Source organism: Cupriavidus sp. P-10 (genome assembly GCF_003402535.2).
GTDB lineage: Bacteria > Pseudomonadota > Gammaproteobacteria > Burkholderiales > Burkholderiaceae > Cupriavidus.
Genome location: NZ_AP025172.1, coordinates 229,550 through 246,729 on the forward strand (window position 1 = coordinate 229,550; position 17,180 = coordinate 246,729).

Consider the following 17,180-nt stretch of genomic DNA (forward strand, 5'->3'; position numbering starts at 1 on the left):
TTATGGCGTTATGCCGAGTACGTTATTGTGGCCGTGGCTTCGCGCGCTCAGTATCGCCTCCACGGGCCGCATCACGTACGCCTGCGTCCAAGTAAGCAGACGCGCCGGACCGTGCGTGCGGACGCACCAACAAGACAGGAGACGGCATGCAAGCGCAATCGGTATGGCGCAAGGGATTCGGGGTGAGTCGGGCATGGGTGGCGGCGATGGTGCTGGCGCTGCCTTCGGGCGGGTTGCTGGCGCATGATGCCGCGGTCGGGGACGGCATCATGCAAGGGTTCCCGCCGCCGCCCGACAAGCAGGTCACCCGCGGCAACGGCCTGCGCCCGCCGTTCATGCGCTGGGCCTTGAGCCATGCGCGCGAAATGTCGCCGACGGCCGGCATCCGGCATGCCGCGCACCCCATGGCGCTGGCCGGGGAAGCGAGCGATGAGCTGGATGGCACCACATTCCGCGTGGCGGGCAACACCGTGCGGCTAGCGGACTACCTGCGCAATACCCATACCGACGGTTTTATCGTGCTGCATCAGGGCCGCATCGTGTACGAGCGTTACTTCGGCAGCTTCGGGCCATACCAGCCGCATATCTGGGCGTCGATGACCAAGTCAGTGACAGGCTTGCTGGCGGCGATGCTGGTGGAGGAAGGCAAGCTCGATATGCAGGCCCGGCTGGCGCAGTATGTGCCAGAACTGGCGGGCAACCCGTTTGGTGAGGCCACGGTACAGCAGAACCTGGACATGGAAGTGCCGGTGGGCTATCCGGAAGCCCTGCCGCCAGACCTGGGCCTGTTCGGCGCGGTGGGCATCGTGCCGCGCAAGCCGGATGCGCCAGACAACATCTATGACTTCCTCAAGGTCGTCCACGCGACCAGCGGCGCGGGCGAGGGCGGGGTCTGGTACTACCAGAACGGCTCGCCCGAAGCGGTGGCCTGGGCCATGCGCCGTATTACCGGCAAGAGTTGGGCACAACTGGTCACCGAGCGGCTGTGGTCGAGGTTTGCCGAGGATGATGCCTATACCAGCGTGGATCGCCAGGGCACGGAAATGGCCAGTGGCGGGCTGAATTCCACGCTGCGTGACGCCGCCCGCTTTGCCGAGGCCGTGCGCAGGGCAGCGGTGGGCGATGCCTCGGGCGGGATTTCCCCCGACGCCGTGCGCATCGCGCTTCAGCCGGCCAGCAACCAGGCCCGCTTTGCGCGCGGCAATACAGCGCCGGGCCGCGACGGGTATGGCTACCGCAACTACTGGTTCCAGCGCAGCGACGGCGACCGCAGCATCGAGGCCAGCGGGCGCTTCGGTCAGAAGATTTATATCAATCCGGCCAAGGCGCTGACGGTAGTGAAGTTCGCCGCCAGCCCGGATGGCGCCGCGCGCGCCACCAGCGCGGCTGGCGTCCAGAAGCGTGACGATCCCTCGCGGGCCCTGGAGTCGTCTGAAGCCATGGTGGCCGCCGCTCTGGCGATCCACCACGCCCTCAGCCGCTGAAGTTAAGCCGGCAGCGCCGGCTCCCTTCTGTCTTTGGGCGCAATACGCCGTATGTCTGCATTGCATCTGGTGCCGTGGAGATGCGACGGGACCGGCACGCATTCGCGTGCCACAGATCCATCCGCCAAGGATTCTGCCAAAATCAGGGTGATCCTGCTGGCAGGCTAAGTTATGACCACCCGACGACGCGGAAGCGGTGCAAAGCTCTTCGGAACCGGGCGTATCGTGTTGTGGCGCGGTGGCAGTGTCTGGATCGGCCGTGCGGAAGAGAAAGCCGATTCCCATGCGCATCACGCCATCCAGGTGACGCTCGCGCTATCCGGCGGTGCGGTGCGTTTCCAGACGCCCGGACAAGATTGGGCTGCCTATACGGCGGCGATGATCTCCGCTCACCAACCGCATGCCTTCGAGGCACCGGGCGAACTCGTCGCGCTCATTTTCACAGAACCCGAATCGCGCGAGGGACGGATGCTGAGGGAACGCTTCCGTACAGGGATCGCGCCGCTGGCCCCTGATATCTTCACCGATCAGGCCGCGGCACTCACCGCGGCTTATGACGCAGGCGCCACCGACGAGGAACTCACCGTCCACGCGCGCGCAGTGATTGCAAGGCTCACCCTGGCCCGGGCCGTGCAGTCCAGGCTGCTCGACAAGCGGATCGAGCACGCCATAGAGGTGCTGCGCAAACGGATTGGCGAGACGGTCTCGATGGCCGAGATCGCCGATGCCGTCCATCTCTCGCCCGAGCGTTTCCGTCATCTGTTCCTGGAGGAAACCGGCATCCGGTTCCGGCCATACGTACTATGGCTGCGTCTTGAACTTGCCATCGCGTCGTATGCTGCCGGCAAGAGCCTGACCGACGCTGCCTATGCCGGCGGCTTCGCGGACTCCGCTCATTTGTCCCGCACATTCAAGCGTATGTTCGGCGTGCTGGCCGGCGGGATCAGCGTCCAGCGCGTCTAGGCGAACCTTAGCCGTTTTGTTCAAGCTGCCCGCATCATTGGCCGGCACACTGGGGTCTCGTTTCGAACAGAAAGGAGCATCGCCATGAACACCACTACTCAATTCCAATGCGATTGCGCGGCTTGCCCCGGCGCCGGCTGCCTCTGCGGTTGCCAGACAACTGCCGGGCAAGATGCGTGCGCCTGCGGCACCGGATGCACCTGCGGACCGCAATGCCAGTGCGGCACCGGATGTGCCTGCGGCGCCGCAAAGCCAGAGCTGGAGACGCGCACGTAAAGACCTTCGCCACGTAACGACGCCGCGAGGCTGGCCCTCGCGGCGAGTTGCGCTCGGCCACCTTGCCGCCACAATCGGTTACAGGGTTAGCCCCGCCAATCCCGCACCAGCCAGCTACAGGTCGGGTAGAATGCCGCCCAAATGTCGCGCGTGATAGCCATCCTCCTAATGCTGATCCTGCCGCTGCAGGCCCTGGCCGCAGCGCAGCGGCAACTCGCGCATTCGGCGGGATTTCCGCCGGACCACATGGCGGCGCATGCAGAGCATATCCCCCATCACCACGATGACGACGGGGAGATTACCTTCGATGATTCCACCGACTCCGCATCGCACCAGCTCGACTTCGACTATGGCACGCACTTCCAGGCGCCCCTGCCGGCGGACTTGCCGCTGACGCTGGCGCCGCAGACGCAGCCCGAGCCGCTGTTCCTTGGCGGCCGCATGCCTGACCCACGCGGCAGTCCACCTTTACGCCCCCCTCACGCGCCCGCCTGACGGCGGGGCACTGACCTCCTGATTGCATGCCGCGGCGCAATGGCTTGAATAGCTTGCGCCGCGCCCCGCCGCATTGCCTGAGCTTTCGCAATTTGCGTTGGGGATTCCATGCAGAAATTCTTCATTTCCATCGTTGCATCCGCGCTGCTAACACTGCCGGCGCATGGTCAGCCTGCGCCGGCGGACCTGCACGTGCTGTTCAATAACGCGTGGGAGCGGTCCGTTGCCTTCCAGGCGACGGAAGGGCGGCGTCTTGAGGCCGCCGCGAGCCGGGTCCAGGCGGATTCTTTGATCGCCGGCCCACCCTCGCTCGGCCTGCTGCACCGGGATGACCGCTGGACTGAAAAGCGCGGCCTGCGTGAGAGCGAGGTCCAGCTTGGCGTCCCGGTGTGGATGCCGGGGCAGCGCGCGGCACGCGGAGATCTGGCCGACGCACAAGCGGCCGAGGCCGAAGCCGGCGCCGCGCTGGCGCGGCTGAGCGTTGCCGCCGAGGTGCGGGAGCGCGTCTGGCAACTCGTGGCCGTGGAAGGTGAGCGCGATGTGCTGCGACGTCGTGCCGGGATCGCCGCGGCGCTGCGCGACGATGTGCGGCGACGCGTGACCGCCGGCGACCTCGCACGCACCGACCTGCTGCTGGCGCAGCAGGACTACCTGGCGGCGCAAGGCCTGCTGGCGGACAGTGAGGCCCGGCTGGTGGATGCCAGGACGCGGCTGCTGCAAGCGACCGGTGTATCGGCGCTGCCAATGCGGTATGACGAAGCGGCAGCGCCCGTGGGCGATTCTGCTGCCGGTACGGTGGGCCATCCGCGACTGGAAGCGGCGCAGCGGGCTGTGCTGCGTAGCGAGCGCCAGGCGGGCTACCTGCGCAAATCGCGCCGCGACCCGCCGGAGGTCGGCCTGATGTACCGCAACGACCGTGCGGGTGGCGGCATGCCCAGCGACCAGACCATCGGGCTGTTTGTCAGGATCCCGTTTGCCACCGATGCGCGAAACTTGCCGCGCGAGACTGCCGCGCAGACGGAGTTGATGACAGCCCGAGCGGAACTCGATCGCACCGAACGCATCGTCCGCTCCGATATCGAAGCGGCACAGGCAGCACTGTCGCTTGCAGAGCAGCAGCTCAAGCTCACGGAAGAGCGCAGCGCGACGCTGTCCGAACGGGCGGCACTGCTGCGCAAGACCTTCAATGCCGGCGAAATCGGCTTGCCTGAAGTGCTGCGCGCCCAGAACCAGGCACTCGAAGCCGAAGCTGACCTGGCACGCCAGCGCGCCCGGCGCGGCTTTGCCATCGCGACCCTGAACCAGGCTCTCGGAGTCCTGCCATGATCCGCCAGTTCCTTATTATCCTGCTGGTTTCGCTCGCCTGTTCCACGCATGCCGCGCCGGGCGCCCATGGCCCCAATGGCGAACATCTGGATGCGCCGGCCAGCACCGGCAGCGCAGCGAATGCCCAGCCCACTATCGAAGCCAGTACCGAAGCGTTTGAGCTGGTTGGCACGCTGGCCGCCGATGAGTTGTCGGTGATGGTCGACCGCTACGTCACCAACGAACCGGTGCTGAACGGCACGCTGGAAGTCGAGTTCAACGGCACCCGGGCACAAGGCAAGCTGCACGCCGACTACGGCGACTACTCCTTCACCGACGAGAAACTCCTCAAGGCGCTGCGCCAGCCCGGCAACCATGCACTCGTGTTCACGCTGATTACCGGCAATGAGTCGGATCTGATCGAGGGCACCCTGAACGTGGCCCCGCACGGCCACGCCGATGGCCTTGGGGCTCTGTGGCAAGCGCGCTGGCCGTGGATCGTCCTGCTCGCGACGCTTATATTGGTTGCCGCAGCCTGGGGCGTGAGGCGTTGCTATCTCCAAAAGAAGAACGGAGGCCAGACATGTTGAGCACAATCAGGTTTGCAACCGCCATCGCGCTGGCCGCCTGCGCAACCATGCCGGCAATGGCCGGTCCCGGTGCTCACGGGCCCGGGGGCGAACATCTTGACGCACCGGGAGCGGTGTCCGGTAGTGGCGGGTTGGCCCGCCTGCCCGACGGCAGTGTCCAGGTGCCTAAGCTCGCGCAGCGCCGCATGGGCATACGGACCACGATGCCGCAGCAGGCCGAGCACCCGCTGACGGTAGAGCTGAACGCCGTGGTGGCGATCGATCCCAATGCGGGCGGACGCCTGCAGGCCGGCCACCCCGGCTGGATTGAGCCACCACCGGGCGGCTTCCCGGTACTGGGCCAGCGTGTCAGCAAGGGGCAGGTGCTGGCCGTGTTGCGCCACAAGAACGAACCCTTCGACATCGGCAACCAGCAGGCGCAGTTTGCCAACCTGAGCGCCAGCCTGAAGCTGGCCCGGCAACGGTTGCAGCGGCTGGAATCGCTGCAGGACAGCATCCCGCGCAAGGAGATCGAGGCCGCCCGTGCCGAGGTCCAGAGCCTTTCCGGCCAGCGAGAAGCGGTGGGCAAGAGCCTGCACCAGACCGACACGCTGGCCTCACCGGCCAGCGGCGTCATTGCCACCGCCAACGTGATGGCGGGGCAGGTCGTTGCCGCCGGTGACGTACTGTACGAAGTCGTCGATCCCGCCCGCCTGCTGATCGCGGCCAATACCGCGGATAGCTCGCTGGCCAACCGCATCCGGGGCGGAACTCTGGGCCGGGCAGATGGTGCGAAGGACGGCGGCAAGCTGGATTTCATCGGCGCGGGCCGCAGCCTTAAGAACGGCGCGATGCCGCTGATGTTCCGGCTGACGGGCAATGCGGTGCCGCTTGCCGTCGGGCAGCCCGTGACGGTGGTCGCTACCCTGACCGATACGGTCAAGGGCATCGCCTTGCCAAGCGAGGCGCTGGTGCGCAATGCCAGCAACCTGCCGGTAGTGTGGATCAAATCCGGCACGCAGCGCTTTATCGCACAACCGGTCGAAGCGCGGGTGCTGGATGCGCGAACGGTTGTGGTGGTCAAGGGTCTGTCGCCTGAGAACCGGGTAGTGGTGTCCGGTGCGGCATTGATCAACCAGATTCGCTGAGGGGCGCGCATGTTCAACTGGATTGTTCGCGCCAGCCTCGGCAACCGGCTGCTGGTCCTCGCCTTCGCCGGCATCTTGATGGCGTACGGCGCCTTCACCGCATGGCGCACGCCGGTGGATGTCTTCCCCGACCTGAACAAGCCGCTGGTGACCGTGATTACCGAAGCCGGTGGCATGGCGCCACAGGAAGTCGAGCTGCTGGTGTCGTTCCCGATCGAGACTGCGCTCAATGGCATGCCTGGCGTCACGCGGGTCCGCTCGGTGTCCGGCGTTGGCCTGTCCATCGTCTATGCGGAGTTCGACTGGGGCAGCGACATCTACCGCAACCGTCAGCTGGTCTCGGAGCGTCTGGCGCTGGTGAAAGAACAGTTGCCCGGCGGGCTTACGCCCATCCTCGGGCCGGTTTCGTCAATCATGGGCGAGATCATGCTGATCGCGTTGCCGATCGATCCGTCCACGGCCAGTCCGATGCAGGCGCGCGAGTATGCCGACTTTGTGTTGCGGCCGCGGCTGCTGTCGGTGGCAGGCGTGTCGCAGGTGATCCCGATTGGTGGCGAAGTGCGTCAGCTTCGAGTCGAGCCCGACACCGCGCGCATGGCGCAGTTTGGGGTGGCACTGCCACAGATGGAAAGCGCGTTGCGCGACTTCGCCGCCAATACCAGCGGCGGCTTCATCGACCTGAACGGCCGCGAATACCTGATCCGCAACCTCGGCCGCACCAACCGGCTCGACGATCTGAAGGGACTGGCGGTTGCCCACAAGGATGGCGCGCCGGTGCTGCTCGAGCAGGTGGCTGGCGTGCGCTATGCCGCGGCGCTCAAGCGCGGCGATGCCGGTTTCAACGGCAAACCGGCAGTGGTTGTCAGCGTGCAGAAGCAACCTGCTGCCGACACGGTGCGACTGACACGCGACCTGGAAGCCGCGCTCGGCGAACTGAAGCAGGGGCTGCCGCCGGGCCTGTCGGCGCCGCAGGTGCTCTTCCGGCAAGCCGACTTTATCGAGGCCTCGATCGGCAACGTGGTGGAGGCTTTGCGCGACGGCGCCATCATGGTGACCGTGATCCTGTTCGCCTTCCTGCTGAGCGCACGCACTACCGCCATCTCTCTGGTGGCGATCCCGCTGTCTCTGGCCGTCACCGCGCTGGCGTTTCATCTGCTGGGCCAGTCGATCAACGTGATGACGTTGGGCGGCCTAGCCATTGCCATCGGAGAGCTGGTCGACGACGCGGTAGTTGACGTGGAGAACATTCAGCGCCGCCTCAGGCAGCGCGCAAGCATGGAGGATCCGCCGTCCGTGCTGGAGACGATCTGGCGAGCCTCGGTCGAAGTCCGCTCCGGCATCGTCTATGCAACGCTGGTGGTGGTGCTGGTGTTCGTGCCGCTGTTTGCGCTGCCGGGTATCGAAGGGCGCCTGTTCGCGCCGCTGGGTATCGCGTACATCGTGTCGATCCTGGCATCGATGCTGGTGTCGATGACGGTGACGCCGGTGCTGTCTTACTACCTGCTGCCGCGGATGAAGCGGCTCGATCATCCGGACAGCCCGCTGGTGGCGTGGCTCAAACGGGCCGATGCCAGAATCCTGGACTGGTCGTTCCCACGCGCCAAGGCGGTGCTTGCCGCAGGTGCGGTCGCCGTCGCGCTGGCAGCCGCCACCGTGCCTTTCATGCCGCGTGCCTTCCTTCCGGCCTTCAATGAAGGCTCGCTCGTGATGTCGCTGATGTTCAATCCTGGCACGTCGCTGACCGAAGCCAACCGCATGGGCGCCCTGGCGGAGACGCTGATCCGACAAATTCCTGAAGTGACGCAGGTGGGCCGGCGCACCGGCCGAGCCGAACTGGACGAACATGCAGAAGGCGTGCATTCCTCCGAGATCGACGTCGACCTGAAGCGCTCGGACCGCAGCCGGGAGCAGGTGATGGCCGCCATCCGCGCCCAACTTGCCAGCCTTCCTGCGTCGGTGGCGATCGGCCAGCCGATATCCCATCGGCTGGATCACCTGCTGTCCGGCGTGCGGGCACAGGTCGCGCTGAAGATCTATGGCGACGACCTCGATACGCTGCGCGGCCTGGCGGAGAACGTGCGCGGGCGGCTTGCCGCCATACCGGGTCTCGTCGATATCACGGTCGAGCGGCAGGTGCTGATTCCGCAAGTCAATGTGCGGCTCGACTATCGCAAGGCCGCGCAATATGGCATCCCGGCCGGCGAGGCGCTGAAGGCGTTGCAGACCTTGTCGGACGGCACGCGGGTGACCCAGCTGATCGAGGGCGTGCGCCGCTACGACCTGGTAGTGCGGTTGCCGGATTCGGGCCGTACGCCACAGGATTTGTCCCGGGTCATGCTGGATTCGCCGCGCGGAGCGGTGCCGTTGTCGGCCATCGCCAATGTCGAGGAGGGCGACGGCCCGAACCAGATCGGCCGTGAGAACGGCCGCCGGCGCATCGTGGTCTACGCCAATACCGACGGCTCCGACATGTCGAAGGTCATCGGTGATGTGCGCGGCGCGGTCGCGCGCGCCGGGCTTCCGGGCGGCTACTTTGTCAGCATCGAGGGCCAGTTCCAGGCGCAGGAGCAGGCCACCACGCTGATCATGTTGCTGTCCCTCGTGTCGCTGGCGCTGATCTACCTGGTGCTTTACTCGCGCTACCGCTCTGCGGCGCTCACGCTGATCATCATGGCGAACATTCCGCTGGCGTTGATCGGCAGCGTGATCGCAATGTGGATCGGAGGCCTGACATTGTCGGTCGCATCAATGGTCGGCTTCATCACGTTGACCGGGATTGCGGCCCGCAACGGGATCCTGAAGGTGAGCCACTACATCAACCTTTGCCGGTTCGAAGGAGAGACATTCGGGATCCCGATGATCGTGCGGGGATCGCTGGAGAGACTGACGCCTGTCCTGATGACCGCACTGGTTGCGGCATTTGCGCTGGTGCCGTTGCTGGTGTCCGCCGACGCGCCCGGCAAGGAAATCCTTCACCCAGTTGCGGTGGTGATCTTCGGCGGCCTGGTCAGCTCGACCATCCTGGATTCCGTGCTGACACCATTGGCGTTCTGGTTGTTCGGGCGTCGCCCGCTGGAGCGGATCCTGTCGCAGCAGCAAGACGACGCGTACTGATCAAGGGCCTTTGGCGGCGACGCCCGCAAGTCGCTGCATCTATGGAGTGTTCAATGAAGAAACAGATTTTCACCGTGTTGATCGCAGCAAGCCTTGGCCTGTCCACCCTGGCAATGGCCCATGGTGCCAAGCCGGCACAGTACGGCGGCATCGTGCAGACCGCCAGCGACTTGCAGTTCGAACTGGTCAACAAGGATGGCGTCGTCACCATTTTTGTGGACGACCATGACAAGAAGCTGCCGGTAGCGGGGGCCAACGGCAAGCTGACGGTGCTGACGGGTACCCAGAAGACGGAAACGGCGCTGAGCCCGGGCGCCGGCAATGCGCTCGTGGCGGCCGACAAGCTGCAGATCAAGGCCGGCGCCAAGCTGGTTGCGACGATCAAGTTTGCCGACGGCAAGACCGTGACGGCACGCTTTGTGGCGAAGTAATCTCGGCCGCGCTATGGCGCAAGCGATCTGAACCCGGGACCGTTCTCAGGAAGACGGGGACGCATTGCCAACTCGGTGCGGTGGCACGCAGAGCTCGCTCCAATTTCCACCGGAGCTTCCTAGAATCTTTGCATGTCGCGCTTTGTGGTTCTTCTCCTCGTGCTGATCTTGCCATTGCAGGCGCTTTCTGTAGGGCGACGGCTCACGCACGCGCATGACCACTTACCGGAGCACTTGCTGGAGCACTTGCTGGAGCACTTGCTGGAGCATGCCCAGCATATTCCCCATCACCATGAGGACGATGGGGCCGTGCATCATGACAAGGGTGACGAATCGATTGCGCATCAATTTGACTTTGAATATGGCACGAGTCTTAGTGCAATGCTGTCGGCGCCGATAGCGCCAGAGGCTTCCCGCCATAGTCAAATTGAACCGGATTTCCTCACGGCAGTTTTTCCGCATCCCTTCTTCCGTCCTCCTCATCCTCCTCCACGCATCGCCCCCTGATGGCGGGGCTCAATTCATCTGATTGCTGACGGCGGCTCTCGACCAGCGCCGCCCTCCCGCCGCATTCTCATTGCGCAGCGCTTTTGACCCTCCTTGATCCGGGTCGGGTCGACGCTCGTCCGTCGACGTTGAAGCTGCGCGAAGACAACATGCCCCGCGCGGATGACGTCCGTCATTCCGGGATAGGACAACCGCGCGCGCAAGGTAGACGGGGAGAAAGAGATGCGTCACTTCATGCCGCTCACGAGCCTGAGACTGTTCCTGGCTTTGTGGGTGCTATGCAGGCACTGGTTTTATCGCTACGAGGGTTCTGGTCCGCTACTTGAAATCGGCTTCTCAAGCACGTTCTTCGACCACGGCTATCTCGGGGTAGATGGGTTCTTTGTATTAAGCGGATTTATCCTCGCGCACAACTACGACCCCTCTCCGGGCCGGAAGCTGGACTGGAGCGCCTTCCTCGTTGCGCGAATCGCCCGCATCTATCCGGTCTATGTAGTCTGCCTCTTCGTCATGGCGGTAGCGGTTATCGCGCGTGACACGGTCTTGCAATCCGACACGCTTGGCAGCGGCAGATATTCCGCGTCGGGATTCTTCCTCGAATTTTTTATGTTGAACGCCTGGCGTTATGCCGGCGCGGGTGGATGGAACGATGTAGGGTGGTCAGTCAGCGCTGAATGGTTCGCCTATGTCTGGTTTCCAATATTTCTTCTTGTGGCGCCAAGACTGAATCGCAAACGCCTTTTCTCGATGGCCGTTTGCATGGTCGCGATATTGGCAACCGTGGAACTGACGTCATCTGATCACCTATCGCTCAGTGGGGGCTTGGCGCGTTTGGTGCCAGAGTTCATGCTGGGTGTGCTGCTTTGCCGGCTGCGCGAAACGCTGCCCAACTACCAGGGAGCCAGATGGGGCGGGCTATGTTCGTCAGGTGTTTGTGTCATCGGCGTTGTGCTATGGGCGGACACAATCGTTGTCATAGGCGCTGCTGGATTGATTTTCTCTTTGTCGTACAAAAAGGATGCACTTACCGATGTCCTCTCCCTCCGAGCACTTGTGTTTCTTGGGGAGGTCTCCTACTGCATCTACATTGTCCAACGAATCCCTCAGTACCTTTTCAAGTTTGCAAGATACCGGCTGCCGGACTTGGAAGCCATGCCTGGCGTGGTGCAAGCGCTTTTGCTATTTGGCCTTACGCTGGCCGCGGCGATCTTTCTGCATTTCGCGATAGAGAAGCCGATGCGAGCCTGGATCAATCGTCGACTTCGGAGAAATGAAAGGGAGGGTTCGTCGAAAACGTCTCAAGTGGCCTGAATCAGACGGTGCTTTACCCCTGTTTCTCGGGATTTCAGTGCGAAGCCGTCGCCTGGCGCGACGTGGAATTCAGTTGCAAGGTTTTGAGCTTGAAAGTGGCTCACCAGCAACCGCACGGATTAGTGACGTATGCATTACGTTTCGCGTAAGAACAGCAGCGCGCAATCCAATCCTGGACGACCCGAATTAGCCTTACTCCGAGTACCGGTTGGCAACGTAGGGAATGAAGGATGTTGAATCTATGTCGTAGAATTGCTTACTTCCTGCATTGCGCAACTCAGGGTCATTGATGCGTGTTGGCCGACCGATTCCTGCCCCTCCTCAGCCCCGCTGCGATTACTGCGGCGGGAAGGCGGCTCTTGCCCGCGTGGGGGAAGAGGCCTATCCCTACCTGGAGGACCACGGGCCTGTGTGGATCTGCTCGCCGTGCCAGGCGTGGATCGGCGTGCGTGCGCGAAGCAAGCACCATACCCCGCTTGGACGGTTGGCGGACGCGGCATTGCGTGAAAAGAAGAGCCGACTGCACGATGCGCTCGAGCCTTTGGTCACGGCAAAGATGCGGCGCGATGGTGTCAATGCCTTTGAGGCGCGGGGCAAGGCAATGAAGTGGCTGATTGCATCGCTCCACCTTCCAGTCGACAGTCCCAGCATCCATGCCCTTTCGCTTGAGCAGTGCGAACAGGCAATCCGATTCATCGCAGAGTTCCAGGCATCACGTCAGCGAGAGCCTTCGGATCCCTGACGAGGGCAGCACTTCCGACAGGATCGCCTTGGCAACCGCGGCTTTCCGCGCTTGCATCGCGACGAATTTCTCTTCGACTGCCCCCGGTGATCAGCTTATAGACGAACACGGGCTTGCCCTGGCCGAGACGAGTACGCGGTCGTTGGCCTGATTTTCAACGGCGGGATTCCAGCAGGGATCGTATTGAATTATGCTCCCGCCGCCTGATCCATTTTTGCCGTCAGCGTCTGCGCCACCCAATAGCCGGTATTGACCTCGATATTTTCCTGCAGGGTTACGAGGTCGACCAGTTGGTTGCTGACGAGCAATCCGTAGCGAGCGAACAGGTCCAGCTCCTGTTCGACGAGCTTGGACATAGTGTTGGCACGCTTGACTTGCGCGCGCTCTTGCAGCCAGGCAGTCCATCCTTGCATCCATTCCTGCTGCTGAGCCTGCAGGCGCTGGACGATCGCGTACTGCAGTTGGAACAACTCCGTCAGCACTTGCGCATCCATAGTGAAAGGTGCCAGGTTCACGGTCTTTACTCCAGTACCGACGGTACGCATGGCCCACCCGGACATCAGCGACTGCAGCGTCTGGGTGAGCTGCAACGCCGCCGGCTGGGTCATGGCCAAGGCTTGTTGCGCTGCCGGCAAGGCCTCGGCCTTCGTTACGGAAACTGCGGGGTTACGCGGGGTCATCATGGTTCCTTTCATCTGCAGCCTCTCCTTCAACCGCCAAGCCGACTAAGCATGCCGTGGATGGCCCTGATCTGGATCGCATCACGCGAATAATAGTCGGGCTGCTCGGCGTCCGCGCTGGAATAACCCCACCAGTCCCAGCAGCCATCGGGGTTCTGCGTCAGGCTGTCATCGGTGCCCTCTGCCTGCGGGTAGAGCACGATGATGTTGTTGCTGTCGGCGATATTGTTGTAGCCGGTGGTCGTGATGTATCGGTTGCCGTAAGGTGGCTGGCTGGCAAAGTCGGACTGACCGAAGGTGAAATCAATGTAGTTGTAGCCTTGCTTGCAGCCATGGAGGACGATGTGGACCCGAGCCGCTGCACCATCTGCGACAGCCTGCGGTACGTAGGCATAGCCATACTTGCTCATGCTGGCCCGCGCCTCGTTACCAAAGAATTCCGTCTGGTCAAAGCGCAGCAAACGCCCGCTCAACTGCTGCGAAGGGGCGTGCATGTCGCCATAGATATGCCGCAGGATATGGTGGGACTGAATGAAACTGCCGTTGTTGATATACGGCGGCTGATTGGTGCTCAGGGGCGAATCCTCGGCGTTGTCGGTGATGATCGAGTGGCCGGCCGGCACGCTGTTGTCAAAATGGATGTCGTCAGCGCTGACGCCAAGCAGGTGGTAGAAGTCGCGTGTGCGTTCCACCACGGTGGAATACACCACGCTGTCTTCGCTGCCGGTAAAGATATAGACACGATCGCCGGCAAGGTTGGCGATGGGGTCGATCTTGCCGGCGAGCGCAGTTTCGTGTGCGAGCTGTGCAAGACGCGCCGCGTTGGGCGCGGTGCGCGGCACAAGGGGATTCATGCACAAATGCAGTGCATTGAGTTCGTAAGCATCCTCTGCTACCGCAGACGCGGAACGATACGCTTCCGCGCAGCGATACGGGCCTCCCGCGATCACGCCCGCGCCGCAAAAACTCGACGAATGGGCGAGATGCATTTGTACGGTCATAAAGGCACCCGAGGAGAGCCCCGAAATGGAGCTTTTCCCCTTCTCGACCTTATACGTGCCGAGTTGAACGACCTCACTGTCGATATCACCTGCCATGTCCCCCCTCCGTGATTGAGATTTTGTCCGGGACTTCATGCCTGCAGCGACACGTCAGACGCGGGTCCGCCAGGCGGGTTTCGCGGCCAACATGGAACAAATCGAAACGTGGAATCCGATGTGGTGCAATGCACAATTTATATTAGCTGACCGGCATGGTGGCTGCCACACAAATCTTCGACTGCGAGTCACGAGGCGGTAACGGTGGTCTGCCAGTAGGCGTCGCGGGGAGACTTCACGGACCAGCGCCCTTTGTCGCTAGGCCTGCTGGTTGTCGTCGCGATGATAGTAGCGATCCTGCGCGTACAGGATGCTCTTTCCGCTGCGGCATTTCATCGCATGAGCCGATGTGGCGAGTGAAATAAGCAGGGAAGCGCTGAGTATTTGCTTCGTTGTTGTTTTTGGCAAACGTACCACATGCCAGGATGAGCCAGCCCGACCGTTGACGATATCTCGTGCGGATACTGGCTCCGGCAGACGCAGCTTCAGGCAGACAATAAATCGATTTCCATTGGGTGGTCCGCTCCTGCGGTTATACTCCGCACTCCACAACCCTATGAATAACCAACATGGTTGCAGCAAATAAATCAACGACTCGGGTGAATGCAGTTGCCAAGGGCAAGCCTGCCACGAAGAAGGTTGCAGTGCCGACGAAGAAGGCCAGCGTACTCGCACGCGAGGCGCAATCAGCTAAGAAGCGTTTGCTGAAGCTGCGCGCCGACACGAAGAAGGCGATCGAAGCAGCAAAGCGAGAGGTCGCCAAGGCAGCGGAGGCCGCAAAGGCTGCGGCTCGCTTCGAGAAGCAGGCCGCGAAGGACAAGCTGGCTGCCAAGAAGGCTAAGGCGGCGGGCGTAAAGAAGGCAGCGGCCGGCAAGGTGGCTGCGAAGAAGCCCGCTGCAAAGAAGGCGGTTCCCGCCAATAAGGTCGCCGCGAAGGCGGCTCCGAAGGCGGCTCCGAAGGCGGCCGCAGTGAAAGCCGTGACGAAGAAGCGGGCCCCGGCAAAGAAGGTGGTTGCGCCGGTAGCATCGCCTGAAGCGGCGGCCTAATATCGCCTCGGCTGGTATGCGACATTGCCAACCAGCCGATCCGCGAAAGATGCGGGCGCATTTTCTTTGCGCTCCGCACGCATCGACTGATAGAACGCAGGCTGTGGGACTGCCCGCGTTGGCTTCACCGGGCCTCTAGCTCATGCTTGGTTAGAGCAGCGGACTCATAATCCGTTGGTGCCGTGTTCGACTCACGGGAGGCCCACCAAGCCACCTTCCGCTTTTTGTAGTTCGTGCGTCGCTGTGGTGCTATCCCACTCGAATACGCGTACCCGCCTGTGCGAGCTTCGCGGTCCGAAACAGCTCCGCTCGACTCGCCCACTTTCCGATTTGGTTGCCACCCTCATGGCAACTAGTTTGCGGCCAACAGCGCGACCAACATCAGAACAATAGTCATACCAATCTGATTGGCAAGCGCGCCATTCGCGCCGGTCAGCAAGGAATTCTTGCGGAGCGCCCTTGGAATGCGTATAAGTCAATAGTAATAGAAAAATATTGGAGATAAGATGGCAACGTATCAGGAACTGCTGGCACAGAAGCAAGCGTTGGAGTCTCAACTCGAAGCGGTTCGTGCCTCGGAAGTTGCAGGGGTTATCGAACAGATTCGTAGCCTGATGCTCCAGTATGAACTCTCGCCGGAAGACATCGCCCCGCGCCGCCGCCGGGGCCGCCCGGCGGGTACATATTCTGCTGCCGCGGAAAAGGTGGCGCTTCCGCCGAAGTACATGGACCCCAAGACCGGGAAGACCTGGTCCGGTCGAGGCCGGGCGCCGGCATGGCTGGGCAAGCGCCCCGAGCGTTTCCTCATCCCGCAGGAATGAGTGCATGGCCATCGTCCGCCTGGCGATGGTACTAAACGCAAAAAGAGCGGCTCTCGACGGGTAGTAGAGAGCCGTTGAACGTCCAAGAAGAAATCGGGAAACTATTGGAAGCTGCCCGCGCCTAGTATCCGCCAAGCCGCCAGGACATGCAATCGACCTGCATCCTTGGAGGTAAGCCAGGGTAGTAACACCAAAAAATAGCCGCACCCAATAGGCCAGCCGGATCCTTCGGCCGATAATTCGTTATCCGCCATAGGTCGCCCCAGGTTGGCCCGCAGGCATGCTCGCCTGTCGGGGGCCGCTGACTCGCCACCAGGCCGAGTTATTGAAGGGCGGCTGCGCACTGCAAGCGCCCCGGAAAGTGCCTCGAATTAGCCCCGCGCGAGGCGGCCATTTTTGTGGCTCATCGAGGTTCGCCTTTACTTGACGCTCATGCTCTGAGGTTAGGAGGCCCGATCAGAAAAGCTGGCGGAAATATCTTGCGGTTCTACTATGTAATGCGTACAAGTCAATCTGGCTTAGAAATCGGAGACGAGGATATGGCAACCTATAAAGAACTTATCGCTCAGAAGCAAGCCTTGGAAGCTCAGATTGAGGAGGCCCGTGCAACAGAGGTGGCGAGCGTTATCGAAAAGATTCAATCGCTGATGGCCCAGTATGGCCTTTCTCCGGAAGATATAGCGCCGCGGCGCCGTCGGGGCCGTCCGGCTGGTTTCACTTCTCCATCCGCGACGAAGGCTGCGCTGCCGCCAAAGTATATGGATCCCAAGACTGGAAAAACCTGGTCGGGAAGAGGGCGGACGCCTGCGTGGCTTGGCAAGCGACCCGAGCGCTTCCTTATTCCCCAGGAATAAGCTCCCCCATTGCGCTATGAACCAGTCGGTGCGGGGCAGCAAACCGCACCATTCATGCGAGCGTTGTTCGAGCGCTCTCACTGCGCTGAAATACTTCGCAACGGATCAATGCAGGCCAACGCGGCTTGTCCGCGTTTTCTCGCTCCCGGGGCAGGTCAAGGGAAGGAGCGGCGGTCCCTGACAGGCTTCGGAAACAGGTTCTCTCACCTTGCCATAGTTTCATTATCGTGACTCAATAGATTGAGTCTCTTTTGTGCTTCTCCATGCCGCGGCCACTTCCAGATCCCACGCCTCCAGCCCGCGCGACCATTCGCTCTATTTCACAGTTGGGCGATCG

General features: G+C 62.4%; 16 protein-coding genes and 1 tRNA gene. 15 read left to right on the forward strand and 2 right to left on the reverse strand.

The window, feature by feature from the left end; all coding sequences use genetic code 11:
* Positions 1-146: 146 nt before the first annotated feature.
* The 11 genes from CTP10_RS31075 to CTP10_RS31125 all read left to right on the forward strand — a co-directional run bounded on the left by CTP10_RS31075 (position 147) and on the right by CTP10_RS31125 (position 12,345).
* Positions 147-1,484 carry a serine hydrolase domain-containing protein gene (locus tag CTP10_RS31075; RefSeq protein ID WP_116318541.1) on the forward strand — a complete coding sequence of 446 codons (1,338 nt, stop codon included), beginning with the start codon at positions 147-149 and terminating at the stop codon, positions 1,482-1,484.
* A gap of 171 nt (positions 1,485-1,655) precedes the next feature.
* Positions 1,656-2,447, forward strand: coding sequence for a helix-turn-helix transcriptional regulator (locus tag CTP10_RS31080; RefSeq protein WP_116318542.1), 792 nt, complete (start codon positions 1,656-1,658; stop codon positions 2,445-2,447).
* 417 nt (positions 2,448-2,864) lie between these two features.
* A complete protein-coding gene (locus CTP10_RS31085; RefSeq protein ID WP_116318543.1) occupies positions 2,865-3,218 on the forward strand; it encodes a hypothetical protein in 354 nt (117 codons plus the stop codon).
* A gap of 108 nt (positions 3,219-3,326) precedes the next feature.
* On the forward strand, positions 3,327-4,544 hold the full coding sequence (locus CTP10_RS31090; protein ID WP_116318544.1) for a TolC family protein: 1,218 nt from the start codon (positions 3,327-3,329) through the stop codon (positions 4,542-4,544).
* Entirely contained in the window at positions 4,541-5,113 is a 573-nt protein-coding gene (locus CTP10_RS31095; protein ID WP_116318545.1) for a hypothetical protein, read from the forward strand. Before CTP10_RS31090 ends, CTP10_RS31095 begins: the two co-directional genes overlap by 4 nt.
* Positions 5,107-6,240, forward strand: a complete 1,134-nt coding sequence (locus tag CTP10_RS31100) for an efflux RND transporter periplasmic adaptor subunit (protein WP_116318546.1) — start codon at positions 5,107-5,109, stop codon at positions 6,238-6,240. The genes CTP10_RS31095 and CTP10_RS31100 overlap by 7 nt, the downstream gene beginning before the upstream one ends.
* A 9-nt stretch (positions 6,241-6,249) precedes the next feature.
* On the forward strand, positions 6,250-9,354 hold the full coding sequence (locus tag CTP10_RS31105) for an efflux RND transporter permease subunit (protein ID WP_116318547.1): 3,105 nt from the start codon (positions 6,250-6,252) through the stop codon (positions 9,352-9,354).
* A gap of 53 nt (positions 9,355-9,407) precedes the next feature.
* Positions 9,408-9,785, forward strand: coding sequence for a hypothetical protein (locus CTP10_RS31110; protein ID WP_116318548.1), 378 nt, complete (start codon positions 9,408-9,410; stop codon positions 9,783-9,785).
* Positions 9,786-9,917: 132 nt separating this feature from the next.
* Positions 9,918-10,292 (forward strand): hypothetical protein, encoded by a 375-nt coding sequence (locus CTP10_RS31115; RefSeq protein WP_147316198.1) that lies wholly within the window; start codon positions 9,918-9,920, stop codon positions 10,290-10,292.
* Between the two features lie 222 nt (positions 10,293-10,514).
* The gene (locus tag CTP10_RS31120; protein WP_116318550.1) at positions 10,515-11,603 is read left to right on the forward strand and encodes an acyltransferase family protein; all 1,089 of its coding nucleotides are present in this window, start codon (positions 10,515-10,517) and stop codon (positions 11,601-11,603) included.
* A gap of 289 nt (positions 11,604-11,892) precedes the next feature.
* Positions 11,893-12,345 (forward strand): zinc-finger-containing protein, encoded by a 453-nt coding sequence (locus tag CTP10_RS31125; protein WP_116318551.1) that lies wholly within the window; start codon positions 11,893-11,895, stop codon positions 12,343-12,345.
* Positions 12,346-12,533: 188 nt separating this feature from the next.
* Here CTP10_RS31125 and CTP10_RS31135 read toward each other — a convergent pair whose 3' ends face one another.
* Both CTP10_RS31135 and CTP10_RS31140 read right to left on the reverse strand, forming a co-directional pair.
* Complete coding sequence (locus CTP10_RS31135; protein ID WP_116318552.1) at positions 12,534-13,040, reverse strand: hypothetical protein; 507 nt, start codon at positions 13,038-13,040, stop codon at positions 12,534-12,536.
* A gap of 14 nt (positions 13,041-13,054) precedes the next feature.
* Positions 13,055-14,122: an extracellular catalytic domain type 2 short-chain-length polyhydroxyalkanoate depolymerase gene (locus CTP10_RS31140; protein ID WP_116318553.1), complete on the reverse strand. Its 1,068-nt coding sequence runs from the start codon at positions 14,120-14,122 to the stop codon at positions 13,055-13,057.
* Between the two features lie 569 nt (positions 14,123-14,691).
* Here CTP10_RS31140 and CTP10_RS31145 point away from each other — a divergent pair.
* The 4 genes from CTP10_RS31145 (at position 14,692) to CTP10_RS31160 (ending at position 16,843) form a co-directional block, all read left to right on the forward strand.
* Positions 14,692-15,168, forward strand: coding sequence for a fumarate hydratase (locus CTP10_RS31145; protein WP_116318554.1), 477 nt, complete (start codon positions 14,692-14,694; stop codon positions 15,166-15,168).
* Between the two features lie 129 nt (positions 15,169-15,297).
* A tRNA-Ile gene (locus CTP10_RS31150) sits at positions 15,298-15,376 on the forward strand.
* Positions 15,377-15,674: 298 nt separating this feature from the next.
* Positions 15,675-15,989, forward strand: coding sequence for an H-NS histone family protein (locus CTP10_RS31155; RefSeq protein WP_116318555.1), 315 nt, complete (start codon positions 15,675-15,677; stop codon positions 15,987-15,989).
* Between the two features lie 539 nt (positions 15,990-16,528).
* On the forward strand, positions 16,529-16,843 hold the full coding sequence (locus tag CTP10_RS31160; protein ID WP_116318556.1) for an H-NS histone family protein: 315 nt from the start codon (positions 16,529-16,531) through the stop codon (positions 16,841-16,843).
* The last annotated feature ends 337 nt before the right edge of the window (positions 16,844-17,180 follow it).

Excerpts from the sequence above, each read along its gene's own strand:
- CTP10_RS31075 (WP_116318541.1), top strand. The coding sequence starts at position 147 with ATGCAAGCGCAATCGGTATGGCGCAAGGGATTCGGGGTGAGTCGGGCA.
- CTP10_RS31080 (WP_116318542.1), top strand. The coding sequence starts at position 1,656 with ATGACCACCCGACGACGCGGAAGCGGTGCAAAGCTCTTCGGAACCGGG.
- CTP10_RS31085 (WP_116318543.1), top strand. The coding sequence starts at position 2,865 with ATGTCGCGCGTGATAGCCATCCTCCTAATGCTGATCCTGCCGCTGCAG.
- CTP10_RS31090 (WP_116318544.1), top strand. The coding sequence starts at position 3,327 with ATGCAGAAATTCTTCATTTCCATCGTTGCATCCGCGCTGCTAACACTG.
- CTP10_RS31095 (WP_116318545.1), top strand. The coding sequence starts at position 4,541 with ATGATCCGCCAGTTCCTTATTATCCTGCTGGTTTCGCTCGCCTGTTCC.
- CTP10_RS31100 (WP_116318546.1), top strand. The coding sequence starts at position 5,107 with ATGTTGAGCACAATCAGGTTTGCAACCGCCATCGCGCTGGCCGCCTGC.
- CTP10_RS31105 (WP_116318547.1), top strand. The coding sequence starts at position 6,250 with ATGTTCAACTGGATTGTTCGCGCCAGCCTCGGCAACCGGCTGCTGGTC.
- CTP10_RS31110 (WP_116318548.1), top strand. The coding sequence starts at position 9,408 with ATGAAGAAACAGATTTTCACCGTGTTGATCGCAGCAAGCCTTGGCCTG.
- CTP10_RS31115 (WP_147316198.1), top strand. The coding sequence starts at position 9,918 with ATGTCGCGCTTTGTGGTTCTTCTCCTCGTGCTGATCTTGCCATTGCAG.
- CTP10_RS31120 (WP_116318550.1), top strand. The coding sequence starts at position 10,515 with ATGCGTCACTTCATGCCGCTCACGAGCCTGAGACTGTTCCTGGCTTTG.
- CTP10_RS31125 (WP_116318551.1), top strand. The coding sequence starts at position 11,893 with ATGCGTGTTGGCCGACCGATTCCTGCCCCTCCTCAGCCCCGCTGCGAT.
- CTP10_RS31135 (WP_116318552.1), bottom strand. The coding sequence starts at position 13,040 with ATGAAAGGAACCATGATGACCCCGCGTAACCCCGCAGTTTCCGTAACG.
- CTP10_RS31140 (WP_116318553.1), bottom strand. The coding sequence starts at position 14,122 with ATGGCAGGTGATATCGACAGTGAGGTCGTTCAACTCGGCACGTATAAG.
- CTP10_RS31145 (WP_116318554.1), top strand. The coding sequence starts at position 14,692 with ATGGTTGCAGCAAATAAATCAACGACTCGGGTGAATGCAGTTGCCAAG.
- CTP10_RS31155 (WP_116318555.1), top strand. The coding sequence starts at position 15,675 with ATGGCAACGTATCAGGAACTGCTGGCACAGAAGCAAGCGTTGGAGTCT.
- CTP10_RS31160 (WP_116318556.1), top strand. The coding sequence starts at position 16,529 with ATGGCAACCTATAAAGAACTTATCGCTCAGAAGCAAGCCTTGGAAGCT.